This is a genomic window from Mesorhizobium sp. WSM2240, from assembly GCF_040438645.1.
GTDB lineage: Bacteria > Pseudomonadota > Alphaproteobacteria > Rhizobiales > Rhizobiaceae > Allomesorhizobium.
On sequence record NZ_CP159256.1, the window covers coordinates 447,188 to 467,002 of the forward strand.

Annotated in this window: 16 protein-coding genes and 3 pseudogenes; 5 read left to right on the top strand and 14 right to left on the bottom strand. The window is 60.0% G+C overall.

The genetic code is table 11. The features are described from left to right. The 3 genes and pseudogenes from ABVK50_RS31885 to ABVK50_RS31895 all read left to right on the top strand — a co-directional run bounded on the left by ABVK50_RS31885 (nucleotide 1) and on the right by ABVK50_RS31895 (nucleotide 2,479). On the top strand, nucleotides 1-498 hold the full coding sequence (locus ABVK50_RS31885) for an RES family NAD+ phosphorylase (RefSeq protein WP_353646901.1): 498 nt from the start codon (nucleotides 1-3) through the stop codon (nucleotides 496-498). Between the two features lie 1,223 nt (nucleotides 499-1,721). Next, nucleotides 1,722-1,886 (top strand): annotated as a pseudogene (locus tag ABVK50_RS31890) (transposase); the annotation flags it as partial. Nucleotides 1,887-2,164: 278 nt separating this feature from the next. Then, the gene (locus ABVK50_RS31895; RefSeq protein ID WP_353646321.1) at nucleotides 2,165-2,479 is read left to right on the top strand and encodes a hypothetical protein; all 315 of its coding nucleotides are present in this window, start codon (nucleotides 2,165-2,167) and stop codon (nucleotides 2,477-2,479) included. A 1,113-nt stretch (nucleotides 2,480-3,592) separates the two neighbouring features. Here ABVK50_RS31895 and ABVK50_RS31900 read toward each other — a convergent pair. The 3 genes from ABVK50_RS31900 to ABVK50_RS31910 all read right to left on the bottom strand — a co-directional run bounded on the left by ABVK50_RS31900 (nucleotide 3,593) and on the right by ABVK50_RS31910 (nucleotide 4,722). Then, a complete protein-coding gene (locus ABVK50_RS31900; RefSeq protein ID WP_353646322.1) occupies nucleotides 3,593-3,703 on the bottom strand; it encodes an excalibur calcium-binding domain-containing protein in 111 nt (36 codons plus the stop codon). A 187-nt stretch (nucleotides 3,704-3,890) separates the two neighbouring features. Further along, nucleotides 3,891-4,091, bottom strand: a complete 201-nt coding sequence (locus tag ABVK50_RS31905) for a hypothetical protein (protein ID WP_353646323.1) — start codon at nucleotides 4,089-4,091, stop codon at nucleotides 3,891-3,893. 286 nt (nucleotides 4,092-4,377) lie between these two features. Further along, nucleotides 4,378-4,722, bottom strand: coding sequence for an adenylate/guanylate cyclase domain-containing protein (locus tag ABVK50_RS31910; protein WP_353646324.1), 345 nt, complete (start codon nucleotides 4,720-4,722; stop codon nucleotides 4,378-4,380). A 301-nt stretch (nucleotides 4,723-5,023) separates the two neighbouring features. Here ABVK50_RS31910 and ABVK50_RS31915 point away from each other — a divergent pair. Next, nucleotides 5,024-5,217 (top strand): annotated as a pseudogene (locus ABVK50_RS31915) (transposase); the annotation flags it as partial. Nucleotides 5,218-5,252: 35 nt separating this feature from the next. Here the strand turns inward: ABVK50_RS31915 and ABVK50_RS31920 are convergent. The 10 genes and pseudogenes from ABVK50_RS31920 to ABVK50_RS31965 form a co-directional block, all read right to left on the bottom strand. Further along, nucleotides 5,253-6,809, bottom strand: a complete 1,557-nt coding sequence (locus ABVK50_RS31920) for an adenylate/guanylate cyclase domain-containing protein (RefSeq protein WP_353646325.1) — start codon at nucleotides 6,807-6,809, stop codon at nucleotides 5,253-5,255. A 25-nt stretch (nucleotides 6,810-6,834) separates the two neighbouring features. Next, the gene (locus ABVK50_RS31925) at nucleotides 6,835-7,206 is read right to left on the bottom strand and encodes a response regulator (protein WP_353646326.1); all 372 of its coding nucleotides are present in this window, start codon (nucleotides 7,204-7,206) and stop codon (nucleotides 6,835-6,837) included. A 25-nt stretch (nucleotides 7,207-7,231) separates the two neighbouring features. Further along, a complete protein-coding gene (locus ABVK50_RS31930) occupies nucleotides 7,232-9,994 on the bottom strand; it encodes a response regulator (RefSeq protein ID WP_353646327.1) in 2,763 nt (920 codons plus the stop codon). Continuing rightward, entirely contained in the window at nucleotides 9,991-10,749 is a 759-nt protein-coding gene (locus tag ABVK50_RS31935) for a DUF3365 domain-containing protein (RefSeq protein WP_353646328.1), read from the bottom strand. The genes ABVK50_RS31930 and ABVK50_RS31935 overlap by 4 nt, the downstream gene beginning before the upstream one ends. 472 nt (nucleotides 10,750-11,221) lie before the next feature. Further along, the gene (locus tag ABVK50_RS31940; RefSeq protein ID WP_353646329.1) at nucleotides 11,222-11,488 is read right to left on the bottom strand and encodes a hypothetical protein; all 267 of its coding nucleotides are present in this window, start codon (nucleotides 11,486-11,488) and stop codon (nucleotides 11,222-11,224) included. Nucleotides 11,489-11,578: 90 nt separating this feature from the next. Continuing rightward, a complete protein-coding gene (locus ABVK50_RS31945) occupies nucleotides 11,579-11,998 on the bottom strand; it encodes a class I SAM-dependent methyltransferase (RefSeq protein WP_353646330.1) in 420 nt (139 codons plus the stop codon). 108 nt (nucleotides 11,999-12,106) lie between these two features. Further along, the gene (locus ABVK50_RS31950) at nucleotides 12,107-12,415 is read right to left on the bottom strand and encodes a hypothetical protein (RefSeq protein ID WP_353646331.1); all 309 of its coding nucleotides are present in this window, start codon (nucleotides 12,413-12,415) and stop codon (nucleotides 12,107-12,109) included. Nucleotides 12,416-12,799: 384 nt separating this feature from the next. Further along, nucleotides 12,800-13,294 (bottom strand): annotated as a pseudogene (locus ABVK50_RS31955) (transglutaminase family protein); the annotation flags it as partial. 230 nt (nucleotides 13,295-13,524) lie between these two features. Then, on the bottom strand, nucleotides 13,525-14,334 hold the full coding sequence (locus tag ABVK50_RS31960; protein WP_353646332.1) for a methyltransferase domain-containing protein: 810 nt from the start codon (nucleotides 14,332-14,334) through the stop codon (nucleotides 13,525-13,527). Between the two features lie 99 nt (nucleotides 14,335-14,433). After that, nucleotides 14,434-15,090 (bottom strand): phytochelatin synthase family protein, encoded by a 657-nt coding sequence (locus tag ABVK50_RS31965; RefSeq protein WP_353646333.1) that lies wholly within the window; start codon nucleotides 15,088-15,090, stop codon nucleotides 14,434-14,436. Nucleotides 15,091-16,474: 1,384 nt separating this feature from the next. On the opposite strand from ABVK50_RS31965, the gene ABVK50_RS31970 reads away from it, so the two are divergent. Continuing rightward, nucleotides 16,475-18,079, top strand: a complete 1,605-nt coding sequence (locus ABVK50_RS31970; protein WP_353646334.1) for a heme peroxidase family protein — start codon at nucleotides 16,475-16,477, stop codon at nucleotides 18,077-18,079. Nucleotides 18,080-18,197: 118 nt separating this feature from the next. Here ABVK50_RS31970 and ABVK50_RS31975 read toward each other — a convergent pair whose 3' ends face one another. Next, nucleotides 18,198-19,775 carry a hypothetical protein gene (locus tag ABVK50_RS31975; RefSeq protein ID WP_353646902.1) on the bottom strand — a complete coding sequence of 526 codons (1,578 nt, stop codon included), beginning with the start codon at nucleotides 19,773-19,775 and terminating at the stop codon, nucleotides 18,198-18,200. Between the last annotated feature and the right edge of the window lie 40 nt (nucleotides 19,776-19,815).

Genomic DNA, 19,815 nt, shown 5'->3' on the forward strand with positions numbered 1-19,815 from the left:
ATTCGTTGCCAAGGCAAGCTTTATCGGGCGCTCAATCCGATCTACGCGCGAGAGCCGCTGTCGGGCCGCGGCGCCGAACTTTATGGCGGACGGTTCAATCCAAAAGGCGTATCCGCGCTCTACGCATCGCTATCAGTGATGACAGCGCTCAGGGAAGCCAACCGAGCCGGCAATCTGCAGCCAACTACGCTCGTCTCCTATGACGCGGAGATCGAGCACGTCTTTGACTGCCGGGACGAAACGGCGCTCGCAGCGCAAGGGATGGATGCGGTCGTGCTCGCGGACGCCACATGGCGCGACCAGATGAAGGCGGATGGAGAAGCCAGAACCCAGATCTTCGCCCGGCGGTTGATCGCCGCTGGCTACAATGCGCTGCTCGTCAGGAGTTTTGCACTAGGCGCGGCCGGGGGCGACCTCAATCTCGTCCTTTGGAAATGGGGCGCCGCTCGCCCATCTCGTCTCACGCTGATTGTCGACGAAAACCGTTTGTCGAAGTAGGTCCGGCGCGCTTCGCAGCAGCATCACGTTCCGGGAGGGAACGCTGGATCCGACATAAGCATCTTATGCGACCGCTCGAGCACCTAACACAGCTAGCTGCCAGCGGTGCTCTTTTGTCTATGGATTGGCACGCATGGTGATTGACGGTAATTTTCCGGAGTGGCATCCGTCTGAGCCCACGATCCCTCGCCGTGCGGAGGGCGCTATGTCTATTCATTTACCAGATGACCATTCCATCTAAACGTGATCTCGGGAGCACCCGAAGAGGCTTTCGCAAGGCTTGACCGGTGAAGCATTAGAATGATGGAACGCTATCGGCGGCACGACCCGAACGGGCGTGGGCCGCATGACAATTTGGCTCTTGTTCTGAACCTCACCGCGCCGCCCAAAGGTAACGGGTTCACGGCGCAGGGACTATGGCTTACGGCGTGGATCGTCCGCGGGCCAGGCGGAAAGGTCGGTTTCCAACGGATGAGCCGATTCGCCGATTCAAGCTTGGTGGCAATTCTCTGACGCTAGGTTCGGCCATGTTGTGGGTTGGAGGTGTGTGCCTCGCCAGTATCGTTCAAATGAACGTGCGACACGACTGAGTTGTCATTGTCTGCTGCCTTGGCACTCCGACACCAGTGCCGCCTGCAGATGGCTCGGAGACCCGCGCGCAGGTGGTCGTCCCTGAAAAGCTCTCTCGCATCGTGAAAGCCTTCGGCAACCAAGGCGCTTTCAATCGTCGGGCAACCCAAATGCTCCCCGCTTTCCGCGAGTTGGATGGCGCGCAATAGGAGACTGGCATTGGCCATGGCGGTCGCTTTTGACCAGTGTTCATTGCGTGGAATGGCACGCAAATCGATTTGGTTCCAAAGTTCGTGAACTTTTTTCTAATCGGCAAAGGGCGACAGGCCGCGGGGGAAACCCGCAAAGGCCAGGGACGTTCGCTAAGTCATGCAAGATGATCCTGATAAGGACAGCCCCGCTGAAAGCCTTACGGACTTATCCGAGGAAGCCAGCAGCAATCTTGCCAAAAAGATGCGCGTTTCCATTGATGAGGTTCGCCGAGGCAGCCGCGGAAGCTGAGGAGCGAAAGCAGAATCTGCCTAACCCGGATTCCAACGCTACAGAATGAGGGATGGGCAGCCGTTGTGTGGATGCCTCAAAGCCCGTCATGCAACTGAACGTCTCCGGTGCCGTCCAAAGGGAACGCGGCATGAGCTTCGAAGGCCTGGCCAGCCGAGGCGGCCGGGGACCCCGGTCCGTGGCGCCAACAGGCCATCCTGGGCCGCGGCCGCTGGTATGCGGATGCGCTGCGCGACATCGTGCGCGGCTATGCCTTGGAGACGCTGGCCGACCCGGACGCGGTGCTGGTGATCGACGAGACCGGTTTCCTGAAGCAGTTCTCGCCGAAAATTGGGAGAGCCGAAACGCCTACGAGGACAGGCGCTTCGGCTCTCTACCCGTCCCGGAGTAGATCGATCGCCTGCGACCGGGACACCAGCTTAATCAATTCCAATTAGGGCCGATGGTTCCCTGATGCATCCGGCCTGAGGGGGCCTCGAACATCAAGCCGGCCCCCAGCGTGCAAGGACCGGGGCCTAGTGCGGGGACAAAGTCGCCCCGCATATAGCTTATCGGACGTGAGGGGGACTGTCCTTGCACAATTTTAAGTAGTTCAGTGACAATCTGGAAATCAGAAAAGCTGAACCTCCTCGACATCCTGGCCATGCATGACATGCTGTCCTCTAGGTCCTTTGGAGACACGATCATGGGAAGCGCAAGCTATTTCCATCGATTGCCCCCGGAAGTCCGCGAAACCATCCTGGAGTATCTTGATGAGCAGGATGGGACCAGCCCGATTTCTGTCGCCTCCGTCGTCCATCTTCTCGGCGAACGTCACCTGCACGTCGAACTGGCGGAGGCCTCTCTTAAGAGCTCAATTGCAGAGGCTGCCATAAAGCGAGGCTTCTACGTAGCCTTTGATGGAACTTGAAACATCAGACCAGGCGACGTTCGTAGCAATCAGGCCATCACAGGCGACAAAGCGCCGTGGATGAAACCCCGGCGTACCTGCATCCAGGCATAAAGCGCCCTGCCAGCGTCCCTCCGAAGGAATAAGCCTATCCTTTCGGCCAAGGTGCAATGAGCGCCTTACCGCCGTATACTCTATTATTGCCATATCCCCATATGGTCACAGGCCGGCATCTGCCTCTCTCCCCCGAGATCCCACAAGGACGCCGGCCTTTTTGTCATCACGACCTATGCGAAAAGGTTCGCTGGGCGCGGCGACAGAACGCTTACTCATTGCAAATTTTAGGAGTTTCTGAAATTCGAAAGCCGCGCATCTCTCGCGAGACGTGGCCGTGGGTTTGAGAGCGTGTCCTGCTGCCTGAGAGCGTCGAGGCGGGCCTATTAAGCCTCCCTCCTTGCTGCAGCACCGAGATGCTGATCAGCGTGGCTGTGCTGCTGCCGGTTGGTCCCTCTCGCGGCAGATCAGCATAACCGGCTAGGCCGGGAGCTTGCCGCGTAACCCCGAGCTCTAACTTGGAACCGAAGCGCAGAATCTAGTCAGAGTCTGGGCGTTTTCACCTTAAAACGCAAGAGCATGCGCTCTTGTTGTCGGCTGCACACAATATCTAGTCAGTGAGGTTAGGGATTTCGGAACGAAGATCCTTGGCTGATGGTGAAAGAGTCACCTTGGGCGATCGAACGCGCCGCCCGGGCGGTTGGGCACCTTTGGGCGCTTTCGAGGTGTAGACGGTGCTCGGCGGTGTAGTCGGCGAGTCCACCGCGAATATTCCCGCGCCCAGATAGATCGCTGCCCCGATGAAAAGCCAAATCGCCGACGCTACGGACCAGCGTTTGATCCGGCGCCGAACGCGCGCCAAACGCGCCCAGCGCGATATTCGTTTGCGCAGTCGATTTTCCTCGACAGCGGCCCGCCGTTGGGCGCGCCGCTCCATATGTGACGTGTTCATTCGCCACGGCCCCCCTAAAACACGTCTGCACGGTACGCCGGTTTGATTTCGAAAAATCAAAGATTCCAAAAAAAACTGTCAATGGGGCCACGCGGGTGGGCCACATGCCGAAAGCCGAGAAGATCAGCCTACCGCCCATTCCAAGGCTCACAGGTAACTCCATCCCAGTCAGCATCGTGCGATGGCCAATAGCTTGGCTGACCTCGACGAGCGGGCGCAACACCCACGGCCCGTGCCATGGTGCAGCTCAGCTGCCGACGCTAAGTGCTGGAGCGCGTCAAAGGGTGAGTTAATCCGAACCTTGGACGGCGGCGCGTACAAGACCACCGCAAGCATCACAAGAATGGCGATGGCCAAGGCGACATCCCTTGCGAACTGCTTTCGGCTGTAGCGCACCGGCCTCGGCCGCATGCGCCGCGACATCGGTCAGTTCCAGCGTGACGCGGATGCGCTGGCCCGTCCGTTGCGCCGCCCCTTGGAGGACATAACGAACGCCATTTCGCGTCCCGCCTGCTCGGCTGGCAGATCCGCGTCGCAATATCTCTTGGCCGTGCCCGCGCCAATCAGGAACAGTCCCGAAGCATGGATGAGGGCTGCCTGGATGTCGAGCTGAAGGCCGTCCGCCAAGTAGCTGTGCTCCGGTTCGCCTCTCAGATTGGCAAACGGCCGAATGGCGACCGAGGGTTTCTTTGGAATTGGCAGGACCTCGCCGGTCCAGGCGGCGGGTTGCGGCCCCCGCAGGCTACCGGGAGGGACGATACGATGTGCATGAACCGCGTCGGCAATGTTTTGAGCGCTCGCGCTCCGAGGTTCTCGAAATGGAAATTGACGCGGCTTCTCACCTCCCTGAAAACAGCGCCTGAAAAACAAATCATTCCCGGCTCGGCGATGCCTTCCGGCCGCGACGCTATGTTTACACCATCGCCGAAAATGTCGTGGCTTTCGACGACAACCTCATCCGATTGGTGCCGATGCGGAATTCGATCCGTTCATTCTCGGGAACGTCGCGGTTGCGATTGACCATACCGCACTGTATCGCAACGGCGCATTCCACCGCTGCTACCATGCTCGTGAACTCGACCAACACTCCATCGCCGGTCGTCTTGGCTATGTGCCCAGCGTGCTCCGCGATATTCGGATCGATAAGATCGTCTCCGTGGGCCTTGAGATCGGCTATGGACTTCGTCTCATTTCGCCCGGCGAGCCGGCTGAAGCCGACCACGTCGGCGACAAGAATGGTCGTTAGCTTACGTTCCATGGGCGCTCCAATCCTTCGGAGCGGATCGATCGCCGCTGTGGCTGACCTGTTAGACCTTGTGGGAGTGCGCGGCCAAAGTCCAGTGTGCCGATGCGGTCCCGCAGGGTGCCGACCTGACCGATCACCATAAGTCGGTGGCGCCCACAGCTCTCCGTGTCGGCCAATGTCTGGTTTTTGATGCAACCAAGTCGGTCCCAAAGTCACGCCGTACGGCAGAGAACCACCACCCAATCCCCCGCTTCCAGTCGACGTGCTGAAGCACGTCTACCTCGCCTGCGAACGCAAAGCCGCAAATGGTGCCATGATGAACCTGCGCGCGCTCATGGAGAACACCTCTGATGCGGATCTTTTGCGCGAGATAATCGGCTTTGCCGCCGAGCAGTTGATGGAGATGAAGGTGGGTGGCGCAATCGGCGCCGCCAATGGAGAGAAGAACCCCGCTACGGACGGCCCAGCGCAACGGTTGTCGAGGTAGGGGACTGGGAGACGCGTGCCAGCGAACGGAAACGGCTTGGGAATGTGCGCCCGCTCTATCGAACAAGATAGGTCTCAACCGTGCCGATGCCCCGCAGATCCAACGCGCAACGCGGCTCGAGCGTCCAATGACCGTGAAGGGCGCGCTTGGTTGCCTCCGAAATCTGCATGCGATCGGCAACTCCCTGAGATTCGAGGCGGCTCGCAATATTCACGGTTTCTCCCCACACGTCGTAGACGAAACGATGCCGGCCGATCAGCCCGGCGACGACTGGCCCCGAATGAATCCCGATGCGGATCCGAAATCGGTCGTTGTCGGAGGCCAAATCCCGCAATGATTCCAGCATGGACTTGCCCAGAGCCACGATCCTGTCGGCGTGATCTGCTGAAGGCTCCGGAATCCCGCAGGCGGCCATATAGGCATCTCCAATCGTCTTGATCTTCTCCACACGATGCTCCTGTGTCAGGAGATCAAACTTGCTGAACGTTCGGTCCAGCCGCCTGACTAGATCGGACGGCGGCAGCCTTGCCGCAATAGGCGAGAAGCCGACGATATCTGCAAACAGAATGGAAACCTCTTCGAAGCGGTCGGCGATGATCTCCTCGCCGCCCTGCAATCGGGCAACGATCTGGTCGGGAAGGATCGCGTGAATAAGCGTATCGGCACGCCGCTTCTCCGCTTCGATCTGTTGGAGATAGCGGTGCTCGCGATCAAGCCAGCGCTTCCTCTCGAGGGTGGAGTTAATGCGCGCGCGCAGCAGAATCGGATTGAAGGGTTTCGTTAGATAGTCATCGGCTCCAGCCTCGATGCACCGGGCCACCGCCGCGACTTCGCTCAAGCCCGATATCATGATCACCGGGACGTGCCGCCATCGGTTCTCCGCCTTCAGCCGCGAGAGAATCTCGATGCCGTTCATGTCCGGCATCAATATATCGAGCAGAATGAGATCGAACTCGTCTTCGGTCAGTCTCGCGAGCGCGGATAGGCCGGAATCGGCGGTGACGACGCGATGGCCGTCACGCCGCAGGCGGCGGGAGAGAAGATCACGATTGCTGGCGACGTCGTCGACGACGAGAATCCTGCCGCCCTGATCGGACCACGCATCACGCTCGGCCTTGAACAGGAGCCGTTCAAGTTCCGCCGCGTCGATTTCGGTTCGATCCCTTGGCTGAAGCGTCTCGATCGCTTCCCCGCGCGAGAGACCGGCGATGGCGTCAACCTGCTTCAAAAGCTCGGCCGCCGCCGCAAGCATCACACGAAGATCCTCCTTCAGCTGGTGCAAATCTCCAGCATCTTCGAGGAGCATCTCCGAATAGCCAATGATGGCATTGAGCGGCGTGCGCAGATCGTGGCGGAGCCGAGCCTCCGCCTCGACTTCCCTCACGTCCGGGAAACCAACCTTGCCGTCGATCAGGCGATCGATGAGGCCGTTCAGTTGCCTTGCGGCGACGCCGATCCGCTCCAGGTCGGTCTCCAGATTGGTCAAACCGAGATCCCGCGCCTGCTCGAGTAGCAATTCCTGAAAACCCAGGATCGCCCGCGCCGGACCGGCCAGCCGCTGCGTCACATGGGCGGCGATGGCGTGGCGCTGGAATTCGTTCCCGGCAATCATTTTTACAAACGTTTACAAACGCCGCTTAATGAGGTGTCGTAAGCAGCCGCTCGATTTTCCGGACAAGCTGCGGCAGGTCGACCGGCTTGCTGTCATAGTCATTGCAGCCGGCCTCGAGCGCCATGTCCCGATCGCTCGCCATTGCGTGCGCAGTGAGCGCGATTATGGGAATCCTTGACGTATCCGGGTTGGCCTTGATCCGTCGCGTCGCCTCCCAGCCATCCATTACCGGCAGGCTCATGTCCATAAGGATCAGATCCGGATTTTCCGAAGCGGCAAGCTCGACGCCGGCTTTTCCATTTTCCGCAGTTAGTACCTCAAAGCCGCGACGAGACAACCGTCGCAAAAGCATGTCGCGGTTCATTTCATTGTCTTCCACCAGAAGGATTCTTGTCATTTTCGGTTTCCTTCGGCCATGCCCCTCAAACGTCAGTGACGGTCGTACCGGCGGTTTCACGTGATGCTATCTGGCGCTCGAGGGCTTCGACCAGTTGGGACCTGCTGTTTGCGCCCTTGTTTACGACAGCGACCGCCCGGTCGCGCAGCCATCTCAGCTCGTTTGCCGAGAGGTCCTTCGAAGTGACCACCACGACCGGAATGTTCTGCAGCTCCGGAATACTCTGCATCTCATGGAGCGTTTGGAATCCGTCCATTTCCGGCATCAGAATGTCGAGCAGGACCAGGCGCGGCAGAAGCCGCTTCATCAGTTCGAGACCGCGGATGCCGTCACCTGCCTCGTGGACGGTCCAATCCCTCTTCACGAGAATGCGCCGGAGGAACTCACGGGAAGCCCGATCGTCATCGATGACCAGCACGTCGCGGTTGCCGCCCCCGCAAGCCTCTATCGTCCGGATAAGCTTGTCGGTGTCGATGGGTTTTGTCAGATATTCGACGGCGCCGAGCGATAGGCCAAGTTCACGATCCGCTAGGATCGTCGCCAGGATCACAGGAATCGTGCATAGTTCCGGATCACTCTTCAACGTGCGCAGCACCGACCAGCCGTCCTGATGCGGCATGATGATGTCGAGAATAATTGCGGCGGGCCGATGCTCCCGAGCAGCGGCTATTCCTTCCGCTCCGCTTGCTGCCTCCATTGACGCAAGTCCCGCTTCCGCGAGGGCTTTTGCAATCAGGTTCCGGGCAGCCGGTTCGTCGTCGATGATGAGTACGGTGCGACCCGGCTGAACGATCGGCGACGGCTCGGCCGTCCTAGGGTCTTCGGTCTCTCGCCTGCATTGCGCCGGCACTTTCATCGTGAAAACTGAGCCTTTTCCGACTTGGCTTTCGACGGTGACCACACCGCCTATCATGCGGCTGAAGCTGCGGGTGATGCTCAAGCCCAGTCCCGTGCCGCCGTAGTTCCGGGTGGTGGAAGCATCGGCCTGCGTGAAGGCATTGAAGAGTCGTCCCTGCTGTTCCGGCGTCATGCCGATGCCGGTATCGGAAACCTTAAACACTAGCCAATCGCCGTCGGCTCGCCCCTCACGCCGAACCGCAAGAGTTACCCGGCCGCCATGGGTGAATTTGGCCGCGTTGCTGAGCAGGTTGAATAGATTCTGGCGCAGCTTGGTCTGGTCGGAGTGCATCTCCCCAAGATCGCGCTGGAGGTCCTGTACGAACTCGTTCCGGTTCTTCGCCATCAGCGGTGTTACAGTGGCCTTCACGTCATTGAGCAACTCGACGACGTCGAAGGTTTCGAGGAATATCTCCATCTTGTTCGCCTCGATCTTTGACAGGTCGAGGATGTCGTTGATGAGCGACAGGAGATGCCGGCCGGCAGACGCTATTTTTTCAAGGTCCTGGACGAGTTCCTCGTCGTCCTTGTGGTCGCGTGCCTCCTCTATCAGCATCTCGCTATAGCCGATGATCGCGTTCAGTGGCGTGCGCAATTCGTGACTCATGGAGGCGAGGAACCGACTTTTGGCCTCGCTTGCCGATTCGGCGTTGCTCTTGGCCCGCTCGAGATCGACTTGCCTCTCCTTGAGTTCGGTGATGTCTGTGTAGACAGCGACCGTTCCGCCGTCGGGGATCTTGCGCTTGCTGATGCGGACCCATTTGTCGCCAAACCGCTTTTCGTCAACGTGGCCCGCAGGGTCCCTGTGAACGCGCAGACGGGCCCCGATCCATTCTTCCGGCGTCTTGCCTTCGAGATCTACTTGCCCTCTTGCCAGATCCTGCTCCAGGATTTCGCGGAAGCTCTTGCCCCGTAGCGCGTTCGGCTTGTGGCTGGTGAAGATTTCGCAGTATTTGCTGTTGGCAATCAGGATTTTGTCATCCGGATCATAGAGGACGAACCCATCGGAAATTGCCTCGAGCGCCGCAGCGATCGTCCGCCTCTGCCGCTCTGCCTCGTCTTCGAGCCTTTTCCTTTCGACCGCGTTTTGCCGGAAAAGCGAAAGCGTTCTCGCCATTGCTCCGAATTCGTCCCCGCCCTCCTGGGGTATCTCGACATCATAATGTCCATCCGTGAGTTCTCCGATGACGCGATTGAGACGCCGGAGCGGACCGACGATCGAGCGCAGGACGAGAAGCGTGAGAAGCGAGCCGATCAGGACTACGATACCCACCAGGATGGCAGCGGCTGCGGCCGTCTTTTGCGTTTGCGCTACGACCACGTTTCGGGCGGCCTCCGCATCGGCCTTTACCTGCTCGACTAGCCTGTTGATATCCGCATCGACTTTGCCGCTGTGGGTGCGTGCCTTTGCCAGCAAAGTGTTGCCGACAATGCGATTGTCTTGGGTATAGCTGTCCGTTGCCTGCAGCGCCGTTTCGACATAGGCGTCGATTTGCGTGCGGATTTCCTCGACCGCGTCGGGCGAGTGCTTCGCAAGGCGCTCCAGCTGGACCTGCAGGCGTTCGCGGGCCTGCTCGGCGTTGCGCTGTGAATTCATCAGCAGGCTGACGGAGAGATCGGTCAGCCAGTATCGCAGATCTCCGAAGGCGACATGCGCTGCGGCCGCTGATGCTGCGCGGTCGAACAGCTCCCTAGTGTCGTCCATGCGTTCGGCGCTGCGATAGAGCGCCTGGGTGAGAAAAGCGGAAGACAGAACAAGGCTGATGAGGCCGGCCGCGGTCAGCGCAGCCACGCGGGCAGAGATCGGCAGATTGCCGAGCCGGCTGGCGGGCCTCTTGGCCGGTGTCGGAACAGGCTCGATCGACCGCAGCTGCTGCCCTAGCGCGCTCATTTGAACAAGACGATGCTGATCGCACCGCCCAGATCGCCCGCTTTGCCCCCCTCTTTCGGATAGCCGGTGACGTCGATTTCGCCCTTCGGTGCGCCGTGACAGGAAAGACAGGACTCCGTATAATATTCTGGCAGCAGCATCCGGAAAGCAGGGCGGCCGTTCACCGTTGTCGCTTCCGTATAGATATTCCCCTTCGGCCTCTTCGGATCGGAGAAGACGTCCTCGATAACCCGTGCCTCCCAAGCATCGGGAAGCGACTTGCGGTTCCGCACCAGGACCTCCGGCGCGGTTACGCGGACCAACGCCTCGTTTCCAACTTTGGCGGCGAATTTCTCGTTCATCAGGCGCGCGAAAACGGCTGGGACAAAACCCTTAAACCCGATGCCGGGGCGGTTTATGTCGTCCTGCTGCTCGTCGACGACCTCACGCATTGCCTCGACCTGTGCCTGGAGCAGCTTGCGGTCGCGCTCCGCCAGGTCGTCGGAGATCAATTCACGGCCGGTGCGCTTGGCATAGAGGGCAATCGCCTCCGCCGTGAAACGCTCGCCATCGAGGTTCTTGTCTCCCACGGCTGGATCATTGATGAGCGACTGATAATTCGAAAGAACGCTCCGGGCTGCCCTGAGCAATTCCGCCAGCCGCGTACCGGTCGCTACATCGGCGGCCTCTTGAGCCGCCACCGAAGACGAGAGGATCATGCAACCTGATAACACTGCGAAAATAAATTTTCGCGCCAGAGCTGTACGTGTCTCCATTTTTCTTTACCTCGGGGAGGAAGCGCAAGCCGGAAGCATAACACAGGAAGAACAATGGAAGGAGTCATCTCCGGGCATAGCTTGGATATAGTCTGTTCCCTGGCCGAGTGAACGCAACATCAGGCGAGCCGGCGGCGTTCAGCAGCGTCAGAATCTTTGCTCCTGGCCTGTCTTCGAGCGCCCTTCCCGCCGCGAAGATGGGGCGGGCGGTATCTGGAGAATTGGTCTTGGTCGGTCACGGACCGCCGTTTAACGATCGAACGGTCCGGCCCCGGCATTATCGATGCGCCAGATGATGTCGATGGCGTCAGGCCGATATCCTTGAGCTGCGCATCCGAGAGCTGCCGCATCATCAGGGCGTCGCGGCGCGTCCGGCGCCTATTGCGCATCGCCGCGGCTGCGGCCAGCACCGTCATTGCAAAGGTCTTTCTCATTGGTCTTTCTTTCATGGTCGACCGACGGAATGCGGCGCTCAGCGCCGCACTTCGAAGATGAGGTTGAATGGGGTTTCCGCGGCTCGGCGGAAATGCGTGAAGTCCGCCTTGCGGCACACCTCGGCCAGGCGCGCCTGTCCCGCCTGCGCCTCGAGCACCAAGTTGCCGCCCTCGGAAATGGCGTGCGCGCAGCAGATCATGATCGACGCCGAGTAGTAGAGTTGCGCCACCGGCGAGAGATTGTCCTTGACGTGGTCGTGAGCGAAAGACTCCACGAGCAGCACCGTGCCGCCAGGCGCCAGCACCTCGGCCGCATGCGAGCGGCGACGACTGGTTCGCCGAGATCGTCGAGAATGTCGAAGAAGCAGATCAGGCCGTACTGTCCGTTCGGATAGTCATCGGCCCTCGCACTCGCGAAGTCGATCCGGTCGGAGACGCCCCGCCGCCGCCGCATTCCGCCTCGCCTCGTCAAGTGAGGCGGCATGCGGGTCGAAGCCGTGGAAGCGCGAGTTCGGAAACGCCTGGGCCGTGAGCGCCGCCGAATGGCCATGCCCGCAGCCGACATCGGCGACTCCTATGCCCGCCTCGAGCCGCCCAATGACGCCTTCCAGCGCCAGCAACCATTGCGGCACCAGGCTGGCGCGGTAGCCATTGCGGCAGAAAGCCGCCGAGCCGCAGGCGAACCGCCCGTCATGCTCGCCCCAGCGACGCCGTTGCCGGTGCGGAACGCATTCAAGGCCTTCGCCTCGTTGAACCACATCGACGCCAGCATATTCCATGCGTGCGGTAATTTGGGCGACAATGAGGGCACCCAACCGGAATCGCCGATTTGGCGACTTCTTACGTGTCGGCCGCGTAGGCAGCCGAATGATCCCCGCACCTGGGGATAACACGCTGGCTGCGGTGGCCTGGCGGGCGGCTCCCTACTGGATGACGCCGCGCAGCTCGAGCCTGGTGCATTTGCCGATCACGAGATGAGGGGTATTGGCGCGACTGTCGCCCGCATTCGTGTAGCCGATGCCGTAGTTTTCCTGAAACCGAAGGGTCTTCGACGAGAAGGTGAATCCGTTCGCCAGACCGCCGCAGATAAGCAAAAGGGTAGAATCGGATCTTCGTTGCAGAGGACAGTAGTGGCTGGGCGTCTGCTCCCCGATCTGGTTGACGGTATACTCGTCGGGCGAGCCGGATGGCTGCAGTACGAAAATTTTGTCCGTGAGATCGGGCCGGCTCACCGCCCATCGCCCATTTAGCCAATCAAATCCGGTGGCGAGTTGACCAACGCACAGGAATGACTCAGCGCGCGCTCCAGTAACTTCACAAACAAGCAGAAGACACGCGGCGAGGATCCGGTGTTTCATGAAATCAATAGACCGGTTGACGTTATTCTTGCACCCTCAAGCCTGGTTGGACATCATCGGCCACGAAGGCTAATCAAAAATTAATCAACCACGTCTTTGCCGGTCGTGCAATTCGGCGCAGGCGTCTTCACGTCACGCGTTGGCCTCAGTCACACCGTGCCGCCAGCGCGGAGGCAATGGCTGAAACGGGCGGAAGGAGTGGAAACGGAAATGCGGCGACACGGGCTAGGCCGTCCGAGCGCCGCCGTCGAGGCCGCGTTACCTGTAAACGCCGGGTGCGATCTCTTCAGCGATTACCTCGAACCGGGCCAGCCTCGATGCACCAAAGCTCGTGGAAAGCGCATCGGTCGCGTCGCGGCCCGTCGCCATCAATATCCTTCCAATCCGAGGTTTATTGTGGCGGGCATCGAAGGTGAACCAATGTCCGCCGAGATAGACTTCGAACCAGGCGCTGAAATCCATCGGGTCCGGCACCGGCGGCAACCCGATGTCTCCGAGGTAGCCCGTGCAGTAGCGGGCTGGAATGTTCATGCAACGGCACAGTGTGATTGCGAGGTGCGCGAAATCGCGGCACACACCGGTCTTGTCGGTATATCCGCCGTGCGCCGTCCTTAAAGGATCGGCATTCTGGTAGTTGAACGCGATGTGATTGTGGACGAAATCGCGTGTTGGCAAAGTTTGCCCGAAATCGCCGAGACGATCGGTGTCGCAATAGCGGCTGCCGAGCAGGAAGACGAGCACCTCATCCGGCATAAGCAAATCATATGACCCGACCACCGTCCTCGCCTGGGTGGACGTCGTCCGCGCCATCCTGTCAGGATGCGTTCCCAAACAGGTGCCCAGCAGCCTTGAGCTGTTCGGGAACGACTAGGTCGCTCGGCCGGAACGTTCCCGTGACGCGTGAGCCGCGATCTGAAGCAGCGTTTCCCGCCCAACGCGGCCTACTTTACACCCATTTTGTCCTACATGATGGAACGAGCCCCTCAGCCTCTGGCCGTCGCCAGATTCGTGCTGAGTTCAAACGCGAGTTCACATCCTGTCGTATACCGCGCCAGGACAGCCGCGCTCTCGCTCATGATGTCTTCAATCGCGACATTGCGTTCTTGATCGTCCATTTGCTTGCCGGTCGCACTCATGCCGACCAGCGCCATCGTATTCAGTCGCAGGAAGGGTTCGCCTTCTTCAAGGCGTATGGTGCGGGATACCGTCTTCGACTGGACTTCGTCGAAGCCCGCATCGCGAAGTAGCGCCTCGAGCGGAGCTGCGTCGCCAAAGCTATATCGCTGGTCCGCGATCGGGCCCAGATGACGCTCGGCCACGTAACGCAGCTCCCGAAAAAACGGGATCTCCTCGTCCGATCGCCACGTACCCACTGCCAGCCTGCCGCCCTTCCGCAGCGCCCGCCGGAACTGCGCTGTGGCCGCTGGCTTGTCAGGAAAGAACTGCAGTCCCTGTTGGCAGACAACAACGTCGAACTGCTCTCCAGGCTGGATAGGGAGTGTGCTTGCGTTGCCCTCGCGCCAGTCGATGCCCGGTGCCACCTTGCGCGCGACTGCAAGCATGTCAGGACTGATGTCAACGCCGACGACATCCCCGGCTTCATTGACGTGCTCGCTTGCGAGACGTGCAACTATTCCGGTTCCGCAAGCGATGTCGAGAACACGATCGCCTGGAGACAGGCCCACTTCCTCAAGAGTGAGCTCGGCCCATGGCCGAAAGAGAGGGTGTACAAGCCACCGCTCGTACATCTGCGGGAATGTTGCCTGGTTCATTGCGTAACTGGGAAGGGTCATAGTCTGACTCCCGAATGAGATACCAACCCCGATCTACGTCCCACGCTCGCGAGCGCTTCCCGCGGATACGCTCGCCATTCGGAACCGCTGCCGTGCGATCTATTTAATGAGCAGCAGCCCGCGCTTCTTGTCCCCGTCGATTGTGTCCACAGCTGAATACAAACGATCGGCTTCAATGAGCCAAGGCCCGAAGTCCTCGTTTACGTCCAGAACGAACACAAGATCCTCGTCTTCCAGATAGCCACCGATTGGAGAATGGTGGCCAACCCCTGCGCCAAAAATCCTCTCCCGGCTGAAATTTACGATGTATCGGCTGCCGGGATGGTTGGCACGTTTCATGTGCTCCCGGAACTCGTCAGCCGTCATGTCGCGCACAACGGACACATTACGGTGCGTATGTCCTCGGGCCACTTCGGCGAGCTCGTCCAGCGTGAGACCCATGATGCAAAAGCCCGTCGAACACAATCCGGTCCCGTCCAGGACCTCACCCTCCGTAATCTCCTCCTCGCCGATTGATCGAAAGGCATTGGCAAGGCTCGCTGGGCCGCAGCGCGAGCCGTTCGACTGCCAGGAGACGTTCGGCTTGAAGGTTGTTGCCACGGGAAGCTGCCACGCGCGATCGATCAACTCAGGTATGCGGATAACCGAGGATTGAATCGCCTCCTCGGGGACATTGGAAGGCCCGCCGGCATTCAGCGCGACAACGGCGAGCAGGCCGAGGCCGCCGATCACACCGAATACGCGATGACGGATCATTGCGCGGGCCCAAAGCACAGGATGCTCATACAATACTGCAGCAGAGGTTCTGCTTCAATGGCATCGGCCGCGCCGGAGTTGAACGTTGGCAACATCCGGCTAAGTCGTTGCCGGGATTTGTGACTTTTCCGAATTACCAGTTGATGAGATCAGGCGACGTCGAAATGTCCGCCTCTGTGGCCTGATCGGCTGTGCCCGCTGGTGATCCAAACCTCACCTTCCCTGGGCAGCAGCTGAAAAGTGCCGATCGGCTCACAAAGGAGCCGCTGCGTTCTTCGGCGGAACAGGATGCTCACAAAATGTTGAAGTTCCTACCCTCGTCTCGCGGCAGTTGCGCGCTACAGTCAAGGCAGTCTGAAAAGCAGGAGTTCTGACCATGCGCATTCTCGTCGCTGTTCTGATCGCCCTCTTCGCCGTCGCGCCGGCTGCAGCAGGCCCGGGAGATGGAAGCGGCTGTGCCAAGAGGACCCAACTTCATACAAGTTAATAGGCAGGCTTTCCTATAGTGCACCTGTCTTTGTATCGTGGGTGCGGTATCTACGGCTCTTAGATCGGTCGCTGCCGCGGCCGTTGTCTAGCTGTGCAACGTGTCTTTGCTTCCCGAACTCCTCCGTTGAAAGGCGCAGGGCAGGCACAATCGAAACCTCCAAGGACAGTATGTCGCTGTTCCCGCTCCTGTTGTGAGGGAACGGAACCCATTACGTCACGTTTGCAAACCATGGAGAGGCCGGGCGCGGGAGAACGTCTGGCACAAGGAAAGCAAGACGTGAATGTCCTATCAGTATTTCTCGCATGAAATCGATTCCGAGACCCATTACTGCGTCAAATGCGGTCGGTTCCTGATGGAGCTTCAGGAAAAAAAGAAATGGATCGGGAACCACGTTCTCCCCACCTGTGTCGAAGCCTCCAACGTCTCGGCAATCAGCCACTTGGTGCGCGGACAGGAGAACTCTCCACGGAACTACGCTAACCTGCCGCCAAAGTCGTTGCGATCGTAGGCAGACACGCGGCCATTGCAATCGGCCTCCGTCTCGATTGGACCCGCGGGCTTTCTTTCGTCTTCAGTGGCGGTCTGGCACACGGGGCCTAGCAGCGTTGTTTTCCTTTTTCTGGCGACTCCATGGAATCGCCAATAATTTAAAGAAAATCTGATAGAGGCATTACACATTAACTGCCCGGTGATTTGCGATTGTCAGGCAGCATCAAATAGATTAATATTAGTTGCATAGCTGCATGTTCTGTCATCATGCCTGATCTTAGTAATAGTGACTGACACGTCGGTGGGTTCTGCCGCGTTCGCAGAACATAGCTTGTGATTATCAAGGGGCCGGGGGGCTTCCAGCGTGTCGGGCGCAAGCTTCGATGCGCGTTTAGGAGTTTCGACATGTCCTTGAAACCCAAATCAACTTCCGGTGCGGCGGCATTTGCAGCGAAGGTTGCTAACATCGAAGCGACGCCTGCAGCCAAGTCGAATGCGATAAAGACGACGCCGGGCCACGGCGTTGCCGGACGCCATGCTACCCGGGCGCTGCTCGACGCCCTCTCGGGCCACAAAGACCCAGGTATGTTCGGCCGCATGTTTCCCGCACTCGCTCCCCTCAACGTTCCTGACGCCAAGCTCGAGGTTCTTGCGACGGCGATGAAGGACCCGGATCCGGCCAGCGGGACGGGCAACAGCGAAATCCCGGCGGGTTTCACATACTTCGGCCAGTTCGTCGATCATGACATCACGCTGGATCTCACTTCGCTTGGCGACAAGGAAAAAGACCCGCTCGGCATCGAAAACTTCCGCACCCCGAGCGTCGATCTCGATTGCGTCTACGGCCTTGGCCCAGACGGCAGCCCGCATCTTTATGCGCGAAACCCGGCTGCGGGAAACAAGCACGGGCCCAAGATGCTGATCGGCAAGAACATCACGGTCGACTTCGGCGGCGTCACGGGCGATTTCCGCAACGACCTGCCGCGCAGCCCCGAAGGCTTTGCCCTCATTGGCGACCACCGCAATGACGAAAACCTGCTAGTGGCCCAGACGCATCTGGCATTCCTGAAATTCCACAACGCGGTCTGCGACATGCTGTCGGCCGCCCCGAACCCGCCGGCCGACATCTTCAAGGAGGCCCGCAGGATCGTCACATGGCATTACCAGTGGATCGTGTTGCACGACTGGGTCGAGCGCCTGACGGAGCCAGGAACGGTCGCCAAAATCCTCCACAGCGGCCGCAAGTTCTACCGCTTCAAGAAGGTGCCTTACATGCCGGTCGAGTTTTCGGCCGCAGCCTACCGCTTGGGCCACAGCATGGTCCGCGAGGAGTATCCCCACAACAAGGTGTTCACGCTTGCCGCTTTCCAGCGGCTGTTCGACTTCAGCGGCCTCTCGGGATCGATAATCGGCGATCTCGCACCAAACCCGCCGACAGGACCAATTCCGGTTTCGGCCCTGCCCAGCAACTGGATCATCGACTGGCGGCGGTTCTATCAACTGGGAGACAGCGGCGGCGCTCCGGTAGAAATGACCAAGACACGGAAGATCGATCCGCAATTGGCACCTGTCCTGCACGACCTTCCTGGCGGCGCAGGCAATCTTGCTTTGCGCAACCTCCAACGTGGTGTCAGACTTGGCCTGCCATCCGGCCAGGCTGTCGCCGAGCACATGAAGATCAAGAACCCGCTGACCCCGGACGAGATTGCATCCGACAGCGACGGGTCGACGGACGGACAGGCGGCGAAATCCCAAAGCCTGCATACGAAAACGCCGCTCTGGTATTACATCCTCAAGGAAGCCAAGGTCAGGCAAAATGGGCTGAGGCTCGGTCCCGTGGGTTCGATCATAGTCTCGGAGGTCTTCGTGGGCTTGGTCCATGGCGACCAGAGCTCTTTCCTCTGGAGGGAAAAGAACTGGAAGCCGACGCTGCCTTCGGCGACGCCCGACGACTTCAAGATGGCCGACATGCTCAGATTCGTGAACGACATCAATCCGATCGGAGACTGAGGCGGCCGGTGGCTGCGGCGCGGAGGGTGGTGCGCCGCAGCCATTTCCGGGCTTCATGTCACCCGGTCCCGCGTGAGACGTCCGCAAATACCCCCCGCAACTCTGCCGTCCGCAGCCCCTACAGGCGCTCCAGGTCCAGCGAGGCGGGGTCACCCAGCCATGCCTTTTTGAGCTGCTCGGCAGCCCTGCCCTCTGCGGCTGTGTCTCCCTTGGCCTTGGCGGCCTGCTGCAGACCGTATAGCGCCCAGGCGCTCCCTCGGGCGTGTTCCAACGCTGCGTTGAACTCCTTCTCGGCTTCTTCCGGTTTCCCGCTCTTGAGAAGCGCTGCGCCGAGCGATTGTCGGACCGGGTAGTACCAGAAGGGCGGCTCCATGTATGGGATGGTGTCCTCGACCTCGGCCGCCTTGCGCCATTGCTCGATCGCGGCGTCGTTCTTGCCTTCGGCCTGGGCGATGCGGGCAAGAACCACGCCTTGAGCCACTTCGAGAACAGGCCGGACCGGTACGCCCCAGGCATCGAGCGTCGACCAGTCCGTCTCCTGCTCGATGCGCTGGATGGCCTCCGCCTCCCTGCCAGCACCAGCGGTGTCCTTGTTGGCCGCCAAAGAGACCCCTCTGGCATAGTGCCACATGGCTTTGACGTACGGCGGCGCGCCGGGAGGCTCCGGCAACGCCAGGATCATGTCGGGCTCGCCGTATTGTGCCCAGGCGAAATACGGCGCTGCCTTGACCGGCTGCGCGATCGGTATGGCGGCCGCAACCTCATTGGTCAGCCATTTGTCGAGCTTGTCGGCTTCATCAAGGACAGTCTGCTTGTCGCCGAGCAGTTGCGCCGATACCAGGGCAAAGTGGACATTGTGGGAGTAGTAGCCGATCGGGTAGACGCCCATCGCGCCCGTTTGCGAGATGTAGGTTTCATCGACCTTTGACGCCATCCTGTTGACCTCGAGCGAGTCGACGTAGCGGCCAATGCGATAGTAGATGTGGCTGGGCATGTGGACGATATGCCCGGCCCCGGGCATCAGGGCCGCGAGCCTGTCGGCATAGGGTTCGGCACGCTCCGGCCGATCTGAAGCTTCCACAAGATGGATGTAGAGGTGGATCGCCCAGGGATGATCGGGCGACTTCGCAAGAACGCCTTCGAGGCGTTTCTGGACATCGGCTGTCCGCCCCTTGGGTTCTTTACCGCCCGGCTCCCAGTAATCCCAAGGCTGGGTGTCCATGCCTGCCTCGGCGGCGAGCACCGCCAGGTCGAGGTCGTCGGGATACTTGTCGGACAGGGCGGCCATTGCTTCCGCGAAAGCTTGGTCAAGCGCTGGCCGCTCCGCCACCGGGTCTTCCGAATAGCGTGCCGCGACCGCGTCTATAAGCTCCCTTTCCTTCTCGCTTGCGCCGGAGGCAAGGCTTTGCGCCTTCTTGACCGCGGCCACGGCCGGGGCGTTTGCCGCCGGATCCATCGGCACATTGATGTTCGGTCCCAGGACCAGCGCCTCGCCGACGAAGCACATGGCGCAATCGGGATCGAGGCGTTGCGCCTTGCGAAACGCACGTCCGGCTTCCGCGTGATTGAAGTTGGCGGCCATGCGAAGGCCCTGGTCGAAATAGCTCTGCGCCTCCTTGCTCTTGGTCGTAATCGGGTAAGTAAGCGTGCCGAGACCGGACCACAGCGGAGGCTCTGCTTCTTCATACGCCTTCATCGCTTCCGGTGACTGGACCTGTGTCGGAATGTTCGCGACG

Coding starts and splice junctions, on each gene's coding strand:
- ABVK50_RS31900 (WP_353646322.1), bottom strand. CDS start 3,703: ATGGCACGGGCCGTGGGTGTTGCGCCCGCTCGTCGAGGTCAGCCAAGC.
- ABVK50_RS31910 (WP_353646324.1), bottom strand. CDS start 4,722: ATGGAACGTAAGCTAACGACCATTCTTGTCGCCGACGTGGTCGGCTTC.
- ABVK50_RS31920 (WP_353646325.1), bottom strand. CDS start 6,809: ATGATTGCCGGGAACGAATTCCAGCGCCACGCCATCGCCGCCCATGTG.
- ABVK50_RS31925 (WP_353646326.1), bottom strand. CDS start 7,206: ATGACAAGAATCCTTCTGGTGGAAGACAATGAAATGAACCGCGACATG.
- ABVK50_RS31930 (WP_353646327.1), bottom strand. CDS start 9,994: ATGAGCGCGCTAGGGCAGCAGCTGCGGTCGATCGAGCCTGTTCCGACA.
- ABVK50_RS31935 (WP_353646328.1), bottom strand. CDS start 10,749: ATGGAGACACGTACAGCTCTGGCGCGAAAATTTATTTTCGCAGTGTTA.
- ABVK50_RS31960 (WP_353646332.1), bottom strand. CDS start 14,334: ATGACCCTTCCCAGTTACGCAATGAACCAGGCAACATTCCCGCAGATG.
- ABVK50_RS31965 (WP_353646333.1), bottom strand. CDS start 15,090: ATGATCCGTCATCGCGTATTCGGTGTGATCGGCGGCCTCGGCCTGCTC.
- ABVK50_RS31970 (WP_353646334.1), top strand. CDS start 16,475: ATGTCCTTGAAACCCAAATCAACTTCCGGTGCGGCGGCATTTGCAGCG.
- ABVK50_RS31975 (WP_353646902.1), bottom strand. CDS start 19,775: ATGAAGGCGTATGAAGAAGCAGAGCCTCCGCTGTGGTCCGGTCTCGGC.